General features: G+C 68.3%; 11 protein-coding genes and 1 pseudogene. 7 read left to right on the forward strand and 5 right to left on the reverse strand.

The window, feature by feature from the left end:
• Positions 1–19 precede the first annotated feature (19 nt).
• From ABD793_RS14890 to ABD793_RS14905, 4 genes are read left to right on the forward strand one after another with little or no spacing between them, the layout of a single operon-like run.
• Positions 20–1,573, forward strand: coding sequence for a sugar ABC transporter ATP-binding protein (locus ABD793_RS14890; protein ID WP_344860033.1), 1,554 nt, complete (start codon positions 20–22; stop codon positions 1,571–1,573).
• Positions 1,545–2,504, forward strand: a complete 960-nt coding sequence (locus tag ABD793_RS14895; RefSeq protein WP_344860035.1) for an ABC transporter permease — start codon at positions 1,545–1,547, stop codon at positions 2,502–2,504. Before ABD793_RS14890 ends, ABD793_RS14895 begins: the two co-directional genes overlap by 29 nt.
• Positions 2,501–3,484: an ABC transporter permease gene (locus ABD793_RS14900; protein ID WP_344860038.1), complete on the forward strand. Its 984-nt coding sequence runs from the start codon at positions 2,501–2,503 to the stop codon at positions 3,482–3,484. Before ABD793_RS14895 ends, ABD793_RS14900 begins: the two co-directional genes overlap by 4 nt.
• Positions 3,485–3,516: 32 nt before the next feature.
• On the forward strand, positions 3,517–6,012 hold the full coding sequence (locus tag ABD793_RS14905) for a LamG-like jellyroll fold domain-containing protein (protein WP_344860040.1): 2,496 nt from the start codon (positions 3,517–3,519) through the stop codon (positions 6,010–6,012).
• A 427-nt stretch (positions 6,013–6,439) separates the two neighbouring features.
• On the opposite strand, the gene ABD793_RS14910 is transcribed toward ABD793_RS14905, so the two are convergent.
• The 3 genes from ABD793_RS14910 to ABD793_RS14920 form a co-directional block, all read right to left on the reverse strand.
• Positions 6,440–6,856 carry a PGPGW domain-containing protein gene (locus ABD793_RS14910; protein ID WP_344860042.1) on the reverse strand — a complete coding sequence of 139 codons (417 nt, stop codon included), beginning with the start codon at positions 6,854–6,856 and terminating at the stop codon, positions 6,440–6,442.
• A 79-nt stretch (positions 6,857–6,935) separates the two neighbouring features.
• A complete protein-coding gene (locus tag ABD793_RS14915) occupies positions 6,936–7,541 on the reverse strand; it encodes an FMN reductase (RefSeq protein ID WP_344860045.1) in 606 nt (201 codons plus the stop codon).
• Positions 7,542–7,570: 29 nt separating this feature from the next.
• Positions 7,571–8,659: an LLM class flavin-dependent oxidoreductase gene (locus tag ABD793_RS14920; RefSeq protein WP_344860048.1), complete on the reverse strand. Its 1,089-nt coding sequence runs from the start codon at positions 8,657–8,659 to the stop codon at positions 7,571–7,573.
• Between the two features lie 246 nt (positions 8,660–8,905).
• On the opposite strand from ABD793_RS14920, the gene ABD793_RS14925 reads away from it, so the two are divergent.
• Positions 8,906–10,957, forward strand: coding sequence for a DNA gyrase/topoisomerase IV subunit B (locus tag ABD793_RS14925; protein WP_344860050.1), 2,052 nt, complete (start codon positions 8,906–8,908; stop codon positions 10,955–10,957).
• A 32-nt stretch (positions 10,958–10,989) separates the two neighbouring features.
• Entirely contained in the window at positions 10,990–13,479 is a 2,490-nt protein-coding gene (locus ABD793_RS14930) for a DNA gyrase/topoisomerase IV subunit A (protein WP_344860052.1), read from the forward strand.
• A 284-nt stretch (positions 13,480–13,763) separates the two neighbouring features.
• Here ABD793_RS14930 and ABD793_RS14935 read toward each other — a convergent pair whose 3' ends face one another.
• Entirely contained in the window at positions 13,764–14,603 is an 840-nt protein-coding gene (locus ABD793_RS14935) for a ThuA domain-containing protein (RefSeq protein ID WP_344860055.1), read from the reverse strand.
• A gap of 192 nt (positions 14,604–14,795) precedes the next feature.
• On the opposite strand from ABD793_RS14935, the pseudogene ABD793_RS14940 reads away from it, so the two are divergent.
• Positions 14,796–15,442: pseudogene (locus ABD793_RS14940) on the forward strand (class I SAM-dependent methyltransferase).
• A 220-nt stretch (positions 15,443–15,662) separates the two neighbouring features.
• Here the strand turns inward: ABD793_RS14940 and ABD793_RS14945 are convergent.
• On the reverse strand, positions 15,663–16,472 hold the full coding sequence (locus ABD793_RS14945) for a DsbA family protein (protein ID WP_344860057.1): 810 nt from the start codon (positions 16,470–16,472) through the stop codon (positions 15,663–15,665).
• Positions 16,473–16,474: the final 2 nt, after the last annotated feature.

The following is a 16,474-nucleotide window of genomic DNA, read 5'->3' on the forward strand; positions in this document are numbered from 1 at the left end:
GGCGAGAGAAGGAGACTGCGTGACGACCACGACCGCACCGGTGCTGGAGGTGACCGGGGTGACCAAGCGGTTCCCCGGCACCGTGGCGCTGGACGACGTCTCGTTCACGCTGCGCCGCGGCGAGGTGCACGCACTGGTCGGCGAGAACGGGGCGGGCAAGTCCACCCTGATCAAGGTGCTCACCGGGGTGTACCGGCCGGACGAGGGCCAGGTACACCACCTCGGCGAGCCGGTGCAGTTCCGCAGGCCGATCGACGCGCAGCGGGCCGGCATCTCCACCATCTACCAGGAAGTGAACCTCGTCCCGCTGATGAGCGTGGCGAGCAACGTGTTCCTCGGCCGCGAACCGCGCACCCGCACCGGGCTCGTGGACTGGTCGACGATGAACGCGCAGGCCCGCGAACTGCTCTCCGGCTACGGCATCGACACCGACGTCCGGCGTCCGCTGCACACCCTGGCGGTGGGTGCGCAGCAGATGGTCGCGCTCGCCCGCTCGGTGTCCACGAAGGCCGGTGTGGTGGTGATGGACGAGCCCACCTCGTCGCTGGAACCACGCGAAGTGGACACGCTGTTCGAGGTGCTGGCCCGGCTGCACGCGCAGGACATCTCGGTGATCTACGTGAGCCACCGGATGGACGAGCTGTACCGGGTGTGCGACAGCGTCACCGTGCTGCGCGACGGCAAGGTGGTGCACAGCGGCCCGTTGAAGCCGTTGCCGCGGATCGAGCTGGTGTCCATGATGCTCGGCCGGGAGATCCGGCAGATCCGCCAAGAAGGCGTGACCGCCTTCGGCGAGGAACACCAGACCGGAGGAGAACCGTTGCTGCAGGCGGAAAACCTCACCGGCGGACGCAAGCTGCGCGAGGTGTCGGTGACCGTCCGGCCCGGCGAGGTGGTCGGGCTGGCCGGGTTGCTCGGCTCCGGTCGCAGTGAGACCGCGCGGGCACTGATCGGTGCCTTCCCGCTGGAGAGCGGCACCATCATGCTGGCGGGGAAACCGTTGAAGCGCGGCCGGATCGCGGCCGCGATGCGGTCCGGGGTCGCACTGCTGGCCGAGGATCGCAAGTCCGAGGGCATCATCCCGAACCTGTCGGTGCGGGAGAACATCGTGCTCGCCGCGCTCCCCAGCCTGTCCACCTTCGGTTTCGTCAACCGGGCCAAACAGGACCGGGTGGTGCAGACCTTCATGGCACGGCTGCGGATCAAGGCGGCGAGCCCGGAGCAGAAGGTCTCCGAACTCTCCGGCGGCAACCAGCAGAAGGTGCTGCTCGCCCGGTGGCTCGCCACCGGACCGAAAGTACTGCTGCTGGACGAGCCGACCCGCGGCATCGACGTCGGCGCCAAGGCCGAGGTGCAGGCGCTGATCGACGAACTGGCCCAGGAGGGCCTCGGCGTGCTGCTGATCTCCTCCGAGCTGGAGGAACTGCTCGACGGTGCGGACCGCGTGGTGGTGCTGCGCGACGGCGCGGTGGCCGACGAGCTGACCGGCGAGGCCGTGACCGAAGACAACGTACTGGCCGCGATCGCCGCTGGGGGTGACGACGATGACGACCGCGACGCTGAGAGCACCTGACCGCGCGCGCGTCACGAGCTGGCTGCAGAACTACGGCGTGTACCTGGCCGTAGTGGTCCTGCTGCTGTTCAACGTGATCTTCACGGAGAACTTCCTTTCCGTCGCGAACTTCCGCACCCAGCTGGTGCAGGCGGCGCCGGTGTGCATCGTGGCGCTCGGCATGGCGCTGGTGATCGGCACCGAGGGCATCGACCTGTCGGTGGGCTCGGTAATGTCGATCGCCGCCGCGCTGGTCCCGCTCTACCTCGGCGCCGGACCGCTCACCGCGGTCATCGTCGCGGTCATCGCCGGCGTGGTTTCCGGGCTGTTCAGCGGATTCCTGGTGGCACAGCTGGGCATCCAGCCGATCATCGCAACGCTGGCGCTGCTGGTCGGCGGACGCGGGCTGGCACTGGTGATCGCGCACGGCCAGCTGGTCCAGTTGCACAACGCCGACTTCCTCGCACTCGGCACCGGCGACCTGCTCGGCATTCCGATCATGGTGCTGGTCGCCGCGGTGCTCGCGGTGCTGGCCGGATTGCTGGTGCGGCGCACCACCTTCGGCAGGCACCTGGTCGCGGTCGGCGGCAACCGGCCTGCCGCGACGCTGGCCGGGCTGCCGGTGAAGCGCGTGCTGATCGGGGTGTACGTGATCTCCGGCGCACTGGCCGCGATCGCGGGCGTGCTGGCCACTGCCCGGCTGAGTGCCAGTGACGCAGGCGAAACCGGTCTGCTGATGGAGCTGTCCGCGATTACCGCCGTGGTGGTCGGCGGGACCCCGCTCACCGGCGGCCGGGTGCGGGTGCTCGGCACCGTGTTCGGCGCACTGCTCATGCAGCTGGTGCACGCCACGCTGATCAAGCACAACCTGCCCGATTCCGCGGCGCAGATGGTGCAGGCCGCCATCATCGTCGGCGCGGTGTACGTCGCCAGGGAACGGAGCACGCGATGACCGCGACCACCGCCGCACCACCGACGGAGCGCGGCGCGAGCCTGGCCGGCGTCCTGCAGCGCCAGGGTGCCGCGGTGGTGCTCGTGCTCGGGGTGCTCGCCTCCTGGTTTGCCTTCCCGCACTTCGGTTCCGCGGACAACCTGCGCAGCCTGGTGCTGCAGGGCTCGTTCCTCGCGGTGATCGCGCTCGGCATGACGTTCGTGATCATCTCCGGCGGGATCGACCTGTCCGTCGGCTCGGTGTACGCGCTCGGCGGGGTGCTCGGCGCATACGGCTCGCGGTACGGCCTGATCGTGGCGATCCTGCTGCCGCTCGTGGTGTGCGGGCTGATCGGGCTGATCAACGGCCTGCTCATCGCGCGGACGCGGATGGCGCCGTTCATCGTCACACTCGCCTCGCTGTTGTTCGCCCGCGGGCTGTTGCTGGCACTGACCAGCGAAGGCTCCACGACGTACAAAGTGGAGGCCGGTTCGGCATTCCTCTGGCTGGGGCAGGGCACCATCTTCGGCGTCGGCGTGCCGGTGTACCTCGCGTTGATCCTCTTCGGGCTCGGCGGGGTGTTGTTGCGCCGCACCCGGTTCGGCCAGTCGGTGTTCGCCATCGGCGGATCGGAGCAATCCGCGCTGCTGATGGGACTTCCCGTGGTGCGCACCAAGATCACGCTCTACACACTCAGCGGCACCCTCGCCGGACTGGCCGGCGTGCTCACCGCGGCGTACCTGCAGTCCGGCGTCACCGTGCTCGGCGTCGGCACCGAACTCGACGCGATCTCCGTGGTCGTGATCGGCGGCACGCTGCTCACCGGCGGCGCGGGCACCATCATCGGCACGCTCGTCGGCGTGCTGCTGAAAACGCTCATCCAGAACGTCATCAACCAGGTCGGCACGCTCGATTCCAACTACCAGACGGTGGTCAGCGGGGCGTTCCTGCTGGTCGTCGTCGTGATCCAGCGGCTGCTGGCTCGTTCCCGCAGATCCTGAACGGCTCGATCCCCGCAACAGGAGGTCCGAAGATGTTTCGTGCTGCCCGCAGGTCCCGACGATGGGCCACGGCGGCCGCCGCGTTCGCCGTGGTCGCCGCTGGGCTCTCGAACGCGCCCGCCGCCTCGGCGGCCGATCCCCCGCAGTGGCAACGGCTGGCGCCACCGCTGTCCACCCCGTGGACGGATCAGGTCTCCCCGGACAACGCGCTGCCAGACTACCCCCGGCCGCAGCTCACCCGCGACAAATGGCAGAACCTCAACGGCACCTGGGAATTCTCCGCGGCCAAACCGGGCGACGCCCCGCCGATCGGCCAGGGGCTGGGCGAGCGCATCCTCGTGCCGTATCCGGTGGAGTCGGCGCTGTCGGGCATCATGCGGCACGAGACGTCGATGTGGTACCGGCGCACCTTCCAGGTGCCGCCGGACTGGAAGGTCGGCGACGGTGAACGGCTCGTGCTGCACTTCCAGGCGGTGGACTACGACACCACGGTATGGGTCAACGGTCACGAGGTCACCCACCACACCGGCGGCTACGACGCGTTCTCCGCGGACGTCACCGACGCACTGACCGATTCGCCGGACCAGGAGATCGTGGTCGGCGTCAGCGATCCGAACGACGCGGGCAACCAGCCGCTCGGCAAACAGCGCACCGCGGGCGACGGGATCTTCTACACCCCGAGCTCGGGCATCTGGCAGACCGTGTGGCTGGAACCGGTGAAACCCGCGCACATCGACAAGGTGGACACCACCCCGGACGTGGCGAACGGTTCGGTCACGGTGAACGCGGCGGTCAGCGGGGACGACAAGCAGACCGTCGAAGCGATCGCCTACGACCACGGCACGGCGGTCGGCAAGGTGACCGGCGAGGCGAACAAACCGTTGCAGCTCAAGCTGGACAAACCGCATCTGTGGACGCCGGACGATCCGTTCCTCTACGACCTGCAGGTCAACCTTTCCTCCGGGGACAGTGTGCGCGGCTACTTCGGCATGCGGTCGATCTCGGTGGGCAAGACCGCCGACGGTAAGCAGCGGATGCTGCTCAACGGCAAGTTCGTGATGCAGCTCGGCCCGCTCGACCAGGGTTTCTGGCCGGACGGCATCTACACCGCGCCGACCGACGAGGCGCTGAAGTTCGACCTGGAGCAGGAAAAGGCGCTCGGCTTCAACATGGTGCGCAAGCACATCAAGGTGGAACCCGACCGCTGGTACTACTACGCGGACAAGCTGGGTCTGCTGGTGTGGCAGGACATGCCCGCGATGAAGGACGACGTCGACGCGCCGCCGGAAGCGCAGGTCAACTACGAGTCGGAAATGCACCGGATGATCGACCAGCACCGCAGCTTCCCGTCGATCGTCACCTGGGTGCCGTTCAACGAGGGCTGGGGCGACTACCAGGTCGGCCGGATCGCCGACGAGGTCAAGCAATGGGACCCGACCCGGCTGGTGAACGCCGAATCCGGGGTGAACTGCTGCCGGTCCGAACCGGACAGCGGCAAGGGCGACATCTACGACGACCACACCTACACCGGACCGGGCACACCGACGCCGGACGCGACCCGCGCCGCGGTGGACGGTGAGTACGGCGGGCTCGGACTGAAGGTCGACGGGCACGAGTTCGATCCGGACGGCAGCTTCGCCTACGAGATGGAACCGGACAGCGCCACCCTCACCAGCCGGTACGCCGAACTGCAGCAGCAGCTCCTGCTCGCCGGCCGCCAATGCGGTGTGTCGGCCGGGGTGTACACCCAGACCACCGACGTGGAGCAGGAGGTCAACGGCTTCTTCACCTACGACCGTCAGGTGCAGAAGATGGACTTCGCCAAGGTGCGGGAGGCGAACCTCGCCGTGATCAACGGCGTGGACGGTTCGCCGCAACAGGGTCCGCAGCTCCCGGCCGGAACGCCGGGCATCGACGGCATCGCCGCGTACCCGTTCGACGAGAACACCGGGACCACCGCCGCGGACTCGGTCGGCGACCACGACGCTTCGCTGGTCGGCGGAGCGACGTGGACCGAGGGACACCAGGGCTCCGCGCTCGCGGTGAACGGTTCCGGCCAGTACGCCGACACCGGTGCGTCGCTGCTCAAGACCGACGCGAGCTACAGCGTGGCGGCCTGGGTGAAGTTCAACTCGCTCGGTGACGGTTTCCAGACCGCGGTCAGCCAGGACGGCAGCGACCACAGCGGTTTCTACCTCCAGTACTCGGGTGCGGACCACAAGCTGGCGTTCAGCATCGGCAGCACGCGGGCGACGGCCCAGCTGACGCCGGAGACCGGCCGCTGGTACCACCTGGTCGGAGTCCGCGACCCGTCGAACGGCAAGCTCGCGCTCTACGTGGACGGTCAGGAGGCGGCAAGCCGCAACGAGTGCCTCGGCGACGCAGCCGACGGGCACACGGTGATCGGCCGCGCCCAGTACGACGGCAACCCGGCCGACTTCCTCGACGGAGCCGTCGACCAGGTGCACGTGTACGACCGCGCGCTGACCCCGGAGGAGGTGCAGACCCTCTACACCTCAGGTGCGTAACGCACCCGCGGTACCGAAGAGCCGGCAGGCCAGTCCTGCCGGCTCTTCCGCGTCCGGCCCACCGTGGCGCCCTTCTTCGGCACTTGCGAGACACGTTCCGGGCGACAGGCACGTTTCTCTTCGGCACTTGCGAGACACGCGCCGAGCGACAGGCACACCTCCATAGCGGCCTTCTTCGACACCTACGACACACGCACCGAACGACAGGCACACCTCCATAGCAGGCCCCTTCGGCGCAAGCAGGACACCTGTCGAGCGGCAGGCACGTTTCCGGAACCGGCCGCACGCTCCGCGTACAAGACCTTCCACCCTCACCGCACGAACGGCAGCCGGGTCGCTGCGTTGTCCGTGGCGCCCTTCACCCGGGCCTGCCGGCTCCGGCCGCGTGCCCGACTTGCCCGGGACCGCCTCGAAAGCCCCGCGTGGACTATTCCTCGGGCATCGCGGTCCGGCGGGCGTGCACCCGGCGGTAGCTCCAGATCAGCAGGGTGAACAGGATCAGCCCGGACAGGATCAGGCTCGTCCCGGTGCTCCAGCCGCTGAACGGCAGGCTGCGCACCACGCCCCACACCACACCGGCGGCGATCAGCGCCAGTCCGGCCAGTACCGAACCGGCGATCCGCAGCGGGCCGGCCACGCTCTGTTCGGCGGCCTGCATCGCACGATCGCGGACCGGGTCCACGAACCGTTCCAGCGCCGGGAACTGCGACGCCAGCACGATCAGTCCGGCGAGCACCAGCAGCAGCCCCGGACCGGGCAGCACGAGCAGCACCACCCCGACGATCACCAGCACTCCGCCCACCACGGCGGCGATCGCCTGCTTCACCGGTCTGCCGAGGCTCACCCGGCCTCCCCTCCCGTGTCCGTTTCCGCCCAGTGTGCCGCCCTCGGCCGGCACCCGCCCGGCGAAACCCCGGGTCAGGTCAGTTCCCGGCGAGCAGCTGCTCGAACGGGACCGACGTGAACTCGTCCTCCGGCTTGGCCTCAGGTGCCGCCGAAACCAGCGCGGCGAGTTCGCCGGCGGCTCGCTCCACACGCTGTTGCAGCGCACCCGTCGCCGAGACGCTGCCCCAATCCGACGAAGCCGCGTACACGCCCGTCGCGACCGGAGTCGCGCGAAGGTAGGCGAAGAGCGGACGTAGTGCGAAATCCAGCACGAGCGAATGCCGTTCCGTGCCACCGGTCGCTCCGAGCAGCACTGGCTTGCCGTCGAGCGCGTCGTTGTCCAACACGTCGAAGAACGACTTGAACAGCCCGCTGTAGGACGCGGTGAACACCGGCGTGACGGCGATGAGCGCGTCCGCACGCGTCACGGTGTCGATCACCTCCCGCAACCGCGGGCTCGGGAAACCGGTGAGCATGGTGTTGGTGACGTCGATGGCGAGGTCACGGAGCTCGATCACCTCGACGCCGACCTCGTCCACAGCGAGCGCGGCGCGAGTGGCCTCGGCGAGCCGCTCGGCCAGCAGCCGGGTGGACGACGGCTGGCTCAGCCCTGCGGTGACCACGGCGATGGTGCGTGCGGTCATGTTCGGCCTTCTTCCTCGGTCCGGCGGGTTCAGGCGACGGCGGGCTGGTCCTTGGCCGCCTTGAGCGATTCGTGGGTCGGCGCGTCCGGAACGTGCTCCGGGCGCATCGCGGCCAATTCCTTGCGCAGCACCGGAACGACCTGTTCACCGAGCAGATCGAGCTGTTCCAGCACGGTCTTCAGCGGCAGGCCCGCGTGGTCCATCAGGAACAGCTGGCGCTGGTAGTCGCCGAAGTGCTCGCGGAAGGTCAGCGTCTTGTCGATGACCTCCTGCGGACTGCCGACGGTCAGCGGCGTCTGCTCGGTGAAGTCCTCCAGGGAAGGGCCGTGCCCGTACACCGGCGCATTGTCGAAGTACGGCCGGAACTCGTGCCACGCGTCCTGCGACTTTCCCCGGATGAACGCCTGCCCGCCGAGCCCGACGATCGCCTGGTCGGCCTTCCCGTGCCCGTAGTGCTCGTAGCGCTTGCGGTAGAAGGCGATCAGCTGCTGGAAGTGCTCCTTCGGCCAGAAGATGTGGTTGGCGAAGAACCCGTCGCCGTAGTACGCGGCCTGCTCGGCGATCTCCGGGCTGCGGATCGAACCGTGCCAGACGAACGGCGGCACGTCGTCCAGCGGGCGCGGGGTCGAGGTGAAACCCTGCAGCGGCGTGCGGAACTTGCCTTCCCAGTCCACCACTTCCTCGCGCCAGAGCCGGCGCAGCAGTGCGTAGTTCTCGATCGCCAGCGGGATGCCCTGCCGAATGTCCTGGCCGAACCACGGGTACACCGGTCCGGTGTTGCCCCGGCCCATCATCAGATCCACCCGGCCGCCGGACAGGTGCTGCAGCATCGCGAAGTCCTCGGCGATCTTCACCGGGTCGTTCGTGGTGATCAGCGTGGTCGACGTGGACAGCTGGATGGTCTTGGTCTGCGCCGCGATGAAGCCGAGCATGGTGGTCGGCGACGAGGGCACGAACGGCGGGTTGTGGTGCTCGCCGGTCGCGAAGACGTCGAGGCCCACCTCCTCGGCCTTGAGCGCGATCCGGACCATCGACTTGATGCGCTCGTGCTCCGAGGGCGTGACGCCCGTGGTGGGGTCCGTGGTGACGTCACCCACCGTGAAGATTCCGAACTGCATGATGCGCTCCTCAGCCGCTTCGTCCCGTTCCCTTACCTTACTTGCTCGCTCAACTACTCGCGCGGAAGATGTATTCCTCGGCCTGTTCACGGTGACCTGGGACACGCCAGACCACCACATCCGGAGCGGAGCGCGCGGAAGCTGTCGGTGGGTGCGGATATCCTGCAGTACGGTGTCCGCCCGGGGCCCCCGCTCCGGTGCCGGGCTCCCCCCTGTACTTCGCCTCGATCCGGGAGAAACGACCTCGTGACTGCTGAGACTCTGTACGGGGCCGACGACCTGACGCACCTCGAGGGCCTCGAAGCCGTCCGCAAGCGCCCAGGGATGTACATCGGCTCCACCGACAGCCGTGGCATCAACCACCTCTTTTCCGAGGTCGTGGACAACTCGACCGACGAGGGCGTGGCCGGGCACGCCGGGCGCATCGTGGTCACCCTGCACGCGGACGGCAGCGTGCAGGTCGACGACGACGGCCGCGGCATCCCCACCGGAGTGCACGCGAAATCCGGGCTCTCCGGGGTCGAGCTGGTGCTCACCCGGCTGCACGCGGGCGGCAAGTTCGGCGGTTCCGGCTACAAGACCTCCGGCGGTCTGCACGGCGTCGGCGCCTCGGCGGTCAACGCGCTGTCGCACCGCTTCGACGTCACCGTGAAGCAGAACGGCAAGGTGCACCAGATGTCGTTCGCGCACGGGGTGCCCGGCACGTTCGACGGTCCCGGTCCGAAGGCCAAGTTCACCCGCCGTTCCGGGCTCAACCTCGTCGGCAAGATGAAGCGCGGCGAACGCAGCGGCACCTCGATCCGCTACTGGTACGACACGCGGTACTTCGAAACCGGCGCGGCACTGGATGTGGAGGGCGTGCGCGCGAAGCTGCGCAACACCGCGTTCCTCGTGCCCGGCGTCACCTACGTGCTGCGCACCGCGATCGAGGACGCGATCAACGAGGAGACCTTCCACTACCCGCACGGGCTGTCGGACATGGTCGAGTTCCTCACGCCGTCGGCCGAAAAGCCGGTGTGCGACACGCTGTTCATCACCGGTGAGGGCACGTACAAGGAGAACGCGGCGGACGCCAACGGGGTCATGCAGTCCAATGTGGAGCGCCACGCCGAGGTGGAGGTCGCGCTGCGCTGGGGCACCGGCTACGAGCGCACCGTGGAATGCTTCACCAACACCATCCGCAACGTGCACGGCGGCACGCATCGGCGCGGGTTCGACCGCGCGGTCACCCGTGCGCTGCAGGACGCGATCGGCAAGACCCGCGGGCTGCTCAAGCCCAAGGAGGACCCGCCGACGCTGGAGGACGTGCTCGAGGGCATGACCGCGGTGATCCACGTGCGGCTGCCGGAACCGCAGTTCACCTCGCAGACCAAGGACGAGCTGTCCACCGCGGGCATCACCAGGGTGATCCAGGCCATCGTGGACAAGCACCTCAAGGCGTGGACCGAGGACCGCAAGACCAAGTCCGAGGCCAAGATCGTGCTGCAGAAGGTGGTCGACGCGGCCCGCGTGCGGCTCACCCAGAAGCAGCAGAAGGACGCCGCCCGGCGCAAGACCGCGCTGGAGGGCGCGGCGATGCCGCCGAAGCTGGTGGACTGCCGCACCACCGGCGTCTCGCGCAGCGAACTGTTCCTCGTGGAGGGCGACAGCGCACTGGGTTCGGCGCGGATGGCGCGAGTGTCGGAGTACCAGGCACTGCTCCCGTTGCGCGGCAAGATCCTCAACGTGCAGAAGGCCTCGCTCGGCGACACGTTGAAAAACGCCGAGATCGCCTCCATCGTGCAGGTGCTCGGCGCGGGCAGCGGGCGCACCTTCGACCTGTCCACGATGCGTTACGGCCGGGTGATCCTGATGGCCGACGCGGACGTCGACGGTTCGCACATCCGGACCCTGCTGATCACGCTGTTCGCCAAGTACATGCGCCCGGTGGTCGAGGACGGCAGGCTGTACGCGGCGATGCCGCCGTTGCACAAGATCACCACCAAGGGCCGCGGCTCGGAGACGATCTTCACCTTCACCCAGCGGGAGATGGAGCAGAAGGTCGCCGAACTGGAGGCCGCGGGTAAACAGGTCCTCACGCCGGTACCGCGGTTCAAGGGCCTCGGTGAAATGGACGCCGACGAGTTGTGGGAGACCACGATGAACCCGGCCAGCCGCGCGGTCCGGCGGATCACGCTGGACGATGTGGAGGCTGCCGAGCTGGCACTGGAACTGCTGATGGGCGAGAAGGTCGAGCCCCGGCGCAACTGGCTCGTCGAATCGTCCGACCGCGTCGACCGCGAAGCCATCGACGTCTGATTTTTCCTTCGTTACCAAGGAGTTTGTGAGCCATGGCCCGCCGAAGCAAGGGCAGCGTCACCAAGGTCGACTCGAGTGCGTTCGACCAGCCCGGGGCACAGGTCTTCGACAATCCGCTCAAGACGGAGATCGAGGACTCCTACCTCGAGTACGCGTACTCGGTCATCCACTCGCGCGCACTGCCCGACGCACGCGACGGCCTCAAACCGGTGCACCGCCGCATCCTCTACTCGATGAACGAGAACGGCTACCGGCCGAACCACGCGTACGTGAAGTCCTCCCGCGTCGTCGGGGACGTGATGGGCAAGTACCACCCGCACGGCGACGTGGCGATCTACGACGCGATGGTGCGGCTGGCGCAGGACTTCTCGATGAACGCCCCGCTCATCGACGGACACGGCAACTTCGGCAGCCCGGACGACGGCCCGGCCGCGAGCCGGTACACCGAGGCCAGGATGTCCCCGGAGGCGATGCTGCTCGTCGGGGAACTGGGCGAGGACACGGTGGATTTCCGGCCGAACTACGACGGTTCGCTGGAGGAACCGTCGGTGCTGCCCGCGGCGTATCCGAATCTGCTCGTGAACGGCACGTCCGGGATCGCGGTGGGCATGGCCACCAACATGATCCCGCACAACCTCGGTGAGGTGATCGGCGCCGCGCGGTGGCTGATCACCCATCCCGGCGCGTCGCTGGACAAGCTGATGGAGTTCGTGCCCGGCCCGGACCTGCCCACCGGCGGTTCGCTGCTCGGGCTGGACCAGGTGCGCAAGGCCTACGAGACCGGCCGTGGCGTGGTGCGGATGCGCGCGAACGTCGAGACCGGCCCGCTGGAGGGCAGTCGCGGGCGGCAGGCGATCACGGTCACCGAACTGCCCTACGGGGTGGGCCCGGAGAAGGTGATCGAGAAGATCACCGACGAGGTCAACAAGTCCAAGCGGCTCACCGGGATCGCCGACGTCAAGGACCTCACCGACCGGGAGAACGGCACCCGGCTGGTCATCGAGTGCAAGGTGGGCGTCAACCCGCAGGCACTGCTGGCCGACCTGTACCGGCTCACGCCGCTGGAGCAGTCGTTCGGCATCAACAACCTGGTGCTGGTCGACGGCCAGCCGCAGACGCTCGGTCTCAAGGCGCTGCTGGAGGTCTTCCTCAAGCACCGCTACGAGGTGGTCACCCGGCGCACGAAGTACCGCCGCCGCAAGCGCGAGGAGCGGCTGCACCTCGTCGAGGGTCTGCTCGTCGCCCTGCTGAACATCGACAAGGTCATCAAGCTGATCCGGGAGAGCGAGAACGCGGCCGCGGCCAAGGACGGCCTGATCAAGCGGTTCAAGCTCTCCGAGATCCAGGCCACCTACATCCTGGACACCCCGCTGCGCCGGCTGACCAAGTACGACCGGCTCGAGCTGGAGGGCGAACAGGACCGGCTGCGCGAGGAGATCGCGGAGCTGACCACGATCCTGGAAGACGAGTCGGTGCTGAAGAAGCTGGTCTCCACCGAGCTGGCCAAGATCGCGAAGGACTTCCCGACCGAGCGGCGCACCCGGCTGATCGACGGCGACCTCAAGGAGGTGCTGGCGGCGTCCAAACCGTCCGGCCCGCTGGAGGTCACCGACGATCCGTGCCAGGTGATCCTCTCCGCGACCGGCCTCGTGGCCCGCACGGCTGCGGAATCCGAGGAGGCATCGGAAGTACGCCGGCGCGCCGGCCGGGTGAAGCACGACGCCGTGGTGGCCGTGGTGCACACGACCGCGCGCGGCCAGGTACTGCTGGTGACCAGCCGCGGGCGCGCGTTCAAGACCGAAGTGCTGCCGTTGCCGGTGCTGCCGGAGCAGGCGGGCACCGTGTCGCTGCGCGGCGGGATGGCGGCGAAAGAGCTGGTACCGCTGGAAAAGGGTGAGCGGGTGGTCGGTATCGCCCCGCTGGGCGAACAGGCGGCCGGTTCACCGGGCCTGGCGATCGGCACCAGGGCAGGCGTGGTCAAGGTCTGCTCCCCGGACTGGCCGGTCCGCTCCGACGAGTTCGAAGTCATCTCCCTCAAGGACGGTGACGAGGTGGTCGGCGCGACCTGGCTCACCGACGGCAACGAAACCCTCGCGTTCCTGTCCGCCGACGCGTCCTTGCTGCGCTTCGCGGCCTCGCTGGTACGCCCGCAGGGCACGAAGAGCGGCGGGATGGCAGGTATCAACCTGCCCGCGGGCGCGTCGGTCGCGTTCTTCGGCGCGATCCGCACCGACGACGAGGAACACGGTGAGCCGATGGTCGTCACCGCCACCGGGCAGAGCGTGAAGGTCACCCCGTTCAGCGAGTACCCGGCGAAGGGCAGGGCCACCGGCGGTGTCCGGGCACACCGGTTCCTCAAGGGCGAGGACCAGATCCTGGTCGCCTGGATCGGCCCCCGTCCGGCAGGCTCGACGAAGAACGGCGAACCGGTGGAACTCCCGGAAGTCGACCTCCGCCGCGACGGCTCCGGCCACGCGCACCCGGGCCCGGACGTCGTGGGCCACGTCATCGAACGGGACTGAAGCTGCGGCCACCCCGGTGGTGGCCGCAGCCGGGCCAACCGTCGAGTGCGGCAGCAGTTCGGGATGGACGACGCCGCACTCGGCCAAGGCCGGGCACCGCGGGTCTCCGAACGAGCAGTGGCCGACTGCACCGCGGAGGGGATGATCGCCCGCCGGGGCGGCGAACCGCTCGCGGACTGGCTCAAGAACACCACGAGACTCGTCGGGGAGCACGCTTTCGGCACCGGCCTGGCAGCCGTCGCAAAGGCGACCGGTTTCGGCCTGCACGGCAAGGAAAACGCGTATCACCTGGCGGACGTCGCCCCGCCCAGCCAGCGCAGGCCGTCGAGTACCAGGCGGTTCTGGTCTGCACTCTCGAACGTGGACGAGAGCGGGACGTTGTGGTCGTAGTCCATCGCGTTGTGGCCGAAGTTCGCGTAGAGCATCCGGTAGTTCTTGTTCGCCCACACAATCGGGTAATAGCCGTCGTGCCAGGTCTGGTCCGGATCGGTACCGACCGGGAACGTGGACGGGTCCAGTGCGGCCAGGATGGTGATGTCCGGGTTCTGCCGCAGGTCCTTCTGCCAGGAATACCATTCGCTGACCGATGACTGGATGGTGTCCGGCACGTTCGCGGTCGCGGGGTGGTCGTGGGTTTCGATCTTCAGCGTCTCCGCGGTCGGTCCCCAGGTGTTGGACGCGAACCGCCCGGTGCCGAGGAGGTCGTTGTGGAACCAGTCCGCGGACGACGGGGTGCTGTCGTCGTTGTAGGCGGTCACGTGGAATCCGAAGAACGCACCACCGGCGTCGAGATAGCGGTGGAATCCGTCGAACTGTTCCGGCGACTGCGGCTGGTCGTCGAGGAACAGCACCACCTTGGCGTCGTCCGGGGTGAGCGAGGCCAGCCGGTCCCAGTCGTCGGTCGCGGTGTAGGTGTAGCCGTTCGCCGCGGCCTGCTGCGGGAACCAGTCGTTCGCCTCCTGCTCGAAACTGATGTGCGCCGCGTCGAAGGTTCCGCTGTAGAACGCCAGCACGCTGAACGGGCTCGCCGCAGCCGAACTCACCACCGGAGCGCCGAGCGCGAGCCCGAGGCACGCCACAAAGAAGGCAATCGCCTTCCCGAGCGGACGTCGTTTTCCGAACATCGCACATCCTTCCGGCCCGGAGAAATTTCAGTGCTTGAATTAACGCACAAGAGGAAGTAATGGTCCAGACCTCACGGAACCCGGGTACCGCTGACCGGAACCGCGGACAGCGGGTGCGCGTTCGTGCCGGCCGCCCGGCGGCGCCCCGGCTTCCGCCGACGGAAATCCTCGCCACGGTCCAACCTCCCAGAGGTGGACGCGGAATGGCTGACCGACACCCGGACCTCCTACGACACGGTCGCGGCAGGCTACGCCGAACAGGTGCGCGGCGCGATCGACAGCGAACGCCACCTCCGCACAGTCTTGGCACTGTTCGCCGAGGACGTGCAAGCCGACGGCGGCGGACCGGTGGTCGACGTCGGCTGCGGCCCAGGCACGTCACCGCGTATCTGGCGGAGCTCGGGATCGACGCGTTCGGGATCGACCTCTCCCCCGGGATGATCGAGGTGGCCCGCCGCGACCACCCCGGCCTGCGGTTCGAGGTCGGGTCCATGACGGACCTGCCGCTGCCCGATGCGTCGGTGACCGGACTGCTCGCGTGGCAGTCGCTGATCCACGTCCCCGACGAGGAGGTGGCTGCGGTGTTCGGACAGTTCCACCGGGTACTGCGACCGGGCGGGCATCTGCAGCTGTTCTTCCACCTCGGCGCCGATTCCCGGGTGAAAACCGAGGGCTACGGCGGCCATCCGATGAAGGTGCACGTCCACCGCCGTCAGCCCGGCCAGGTGGGCGACCGGCTACGCGCGGCCGGGTTCGACGTCGGCGCTCAGCTGCTGTTCGATCTGGATGGGCAAGCCCGGCAAGCGTTTCTCTTCGCCCGCCGCAACGGCGACAGCTGATCTCACCGATCTTCGGCTGTCCGTTGTTTTCGCTCGACCGTCAGGAAGCGCCACGATGCGCTCCAGGTTTCCGGCACCGTCAGCCGGCACATCGAGCACGTCTGGGAGCTCCTCGGCCTGGGTGCGGCCTCGCCGGCGAACCCGGATGCCGGACAACGGCACCCGGGCTCGGGCGTGCTGCTCGTACGTGCCGTCCTCGACGTGAAACCCGGATCGAGCGTCAGCCCGCGGTGCCGTTCAGGACCTTCGCCAGCCAGTCCGGCGTGGTCTTGAAGGCCTTGCCGTCGATCGCCAGGGTCGGCGTGCCGAAGCTCGGCTGGCCCTGGTAGTCCTGCGCGAGGTTCGGATCGCTCACGGTCTTCTGGAACGCTGCCTGGATCTGCTGGTCGTAGGCGCCCAAGTTGATCGACTGGGAGAACTTCGGATCGGTGATCCCGATGTCCTGGCCGAGCTTGATCAGCTGCGCCTTGTCGTAACCGCGGCCGCCCTCCTCCGGCTGGTTCTTGAACAGCGCGTCGTGGAAGGCGGTGAACTTGTGCGCGTCGGCCGCGGCCAGCGCAGCGTTCGCCGAATCCAGCGAGTAGCCCGGCGGGTCCGAACGATCGTTGAGCAACGTGACCATATGATAACGCACAGTGAGCTTACCCTGGTTGATCGCCTGCTCCATCTGCTGGCCGTAGGCCTGCTGGAACTGGCCGCAGACCGGGCACAGGAAGTCCGCGTACAGATCGACGCTCTTCGGTGCGTCCGGCTTGCCGACCGACACCACGACCCCGTCGCGTTTTTCCACGACACCGGCCGCGAGCGTGGGAGCCGCACCAGGCTGGATCGCGGTGTTCTCGGTCGCGTTCTTGCTCGAGTTGATCCACAGCACGCCGCCGATCACGAGCACGGCGACCACCACGACCGCGATCACCACGGCGATGGCCTTCTTCCGGTCACCGCCGGCTGATCCCCTGGCCTGGGCAACCGACCTCGCGGCCGCCGCCTGCTGCCGGTTCTTCCGCGCGCTGCGCGCAGCTCCACCCACTG

Source organism: Amycolatopsis ultiminotia (assembly GCF_039536925.1).
Taxonomy (GTDB): domain Bacteria; phylum Actinomycetota; class Actinomycetes; order Mycobacteriales; family Pseudonocardiaceae; genus Amycolatopsis; species Amycolatopsis ultiminotia.

Excerpts from the sequence above, each read along its gene's own strand:
- ABD793_RS14895 (WP_344860035.1), top strand. The coding sequence starts at position 1,545 with ATGACGACCGCGACGCTGAGAGCACCTGACCGCGCGCGCGTCACGAGC.
- ABD793_RS14920 (WP_344860048.1), bottom strand. The coding sequence starts at position 8,659 with ATGCAGTTCGGAATCTTCACGGTGGGTGACGTCACCACGGACCCCACC.
- ABD793_RS14915 (WP_344860045.1), bottom strand. The coding sequence starts at position 7,541 with ATGACCGCACGCACCATCGCCGTGGTCACCGCAGGGCTGAGCCAGCCG.
- ABD793_RS14900 (WP_344860038.1), top strand. The coding sequence starts at position 2,501 with ATGACCGCGACCACCGCCGCACCACCGACGGAGCGCGGCGCGAGCCTG.
- ABD793_RS14935 (WP_344860055.1), bottom strand. The coding sequence starts at position 14,603 with ATGTTCGGAAAACGACGTCCGCTCGGGAAGGCGATTGCCTTCTTTGTG.
- ABD793_RS14905 (WP_344860040.1), top strand. The coding sequence starts at position 3,517 with ATGTTTCGTGCTGCCCGCAGGTCCCGACGATGGGCCACGGCGGCCGCC.
- ABD793_RS14930 (WP_344860052.1), top strand. The coding sequence starts at position 10,990 with ATGGCCCGCCGAAGCAAGGGCAGCGTCACCAAGGTCGACTCGAGTGCG.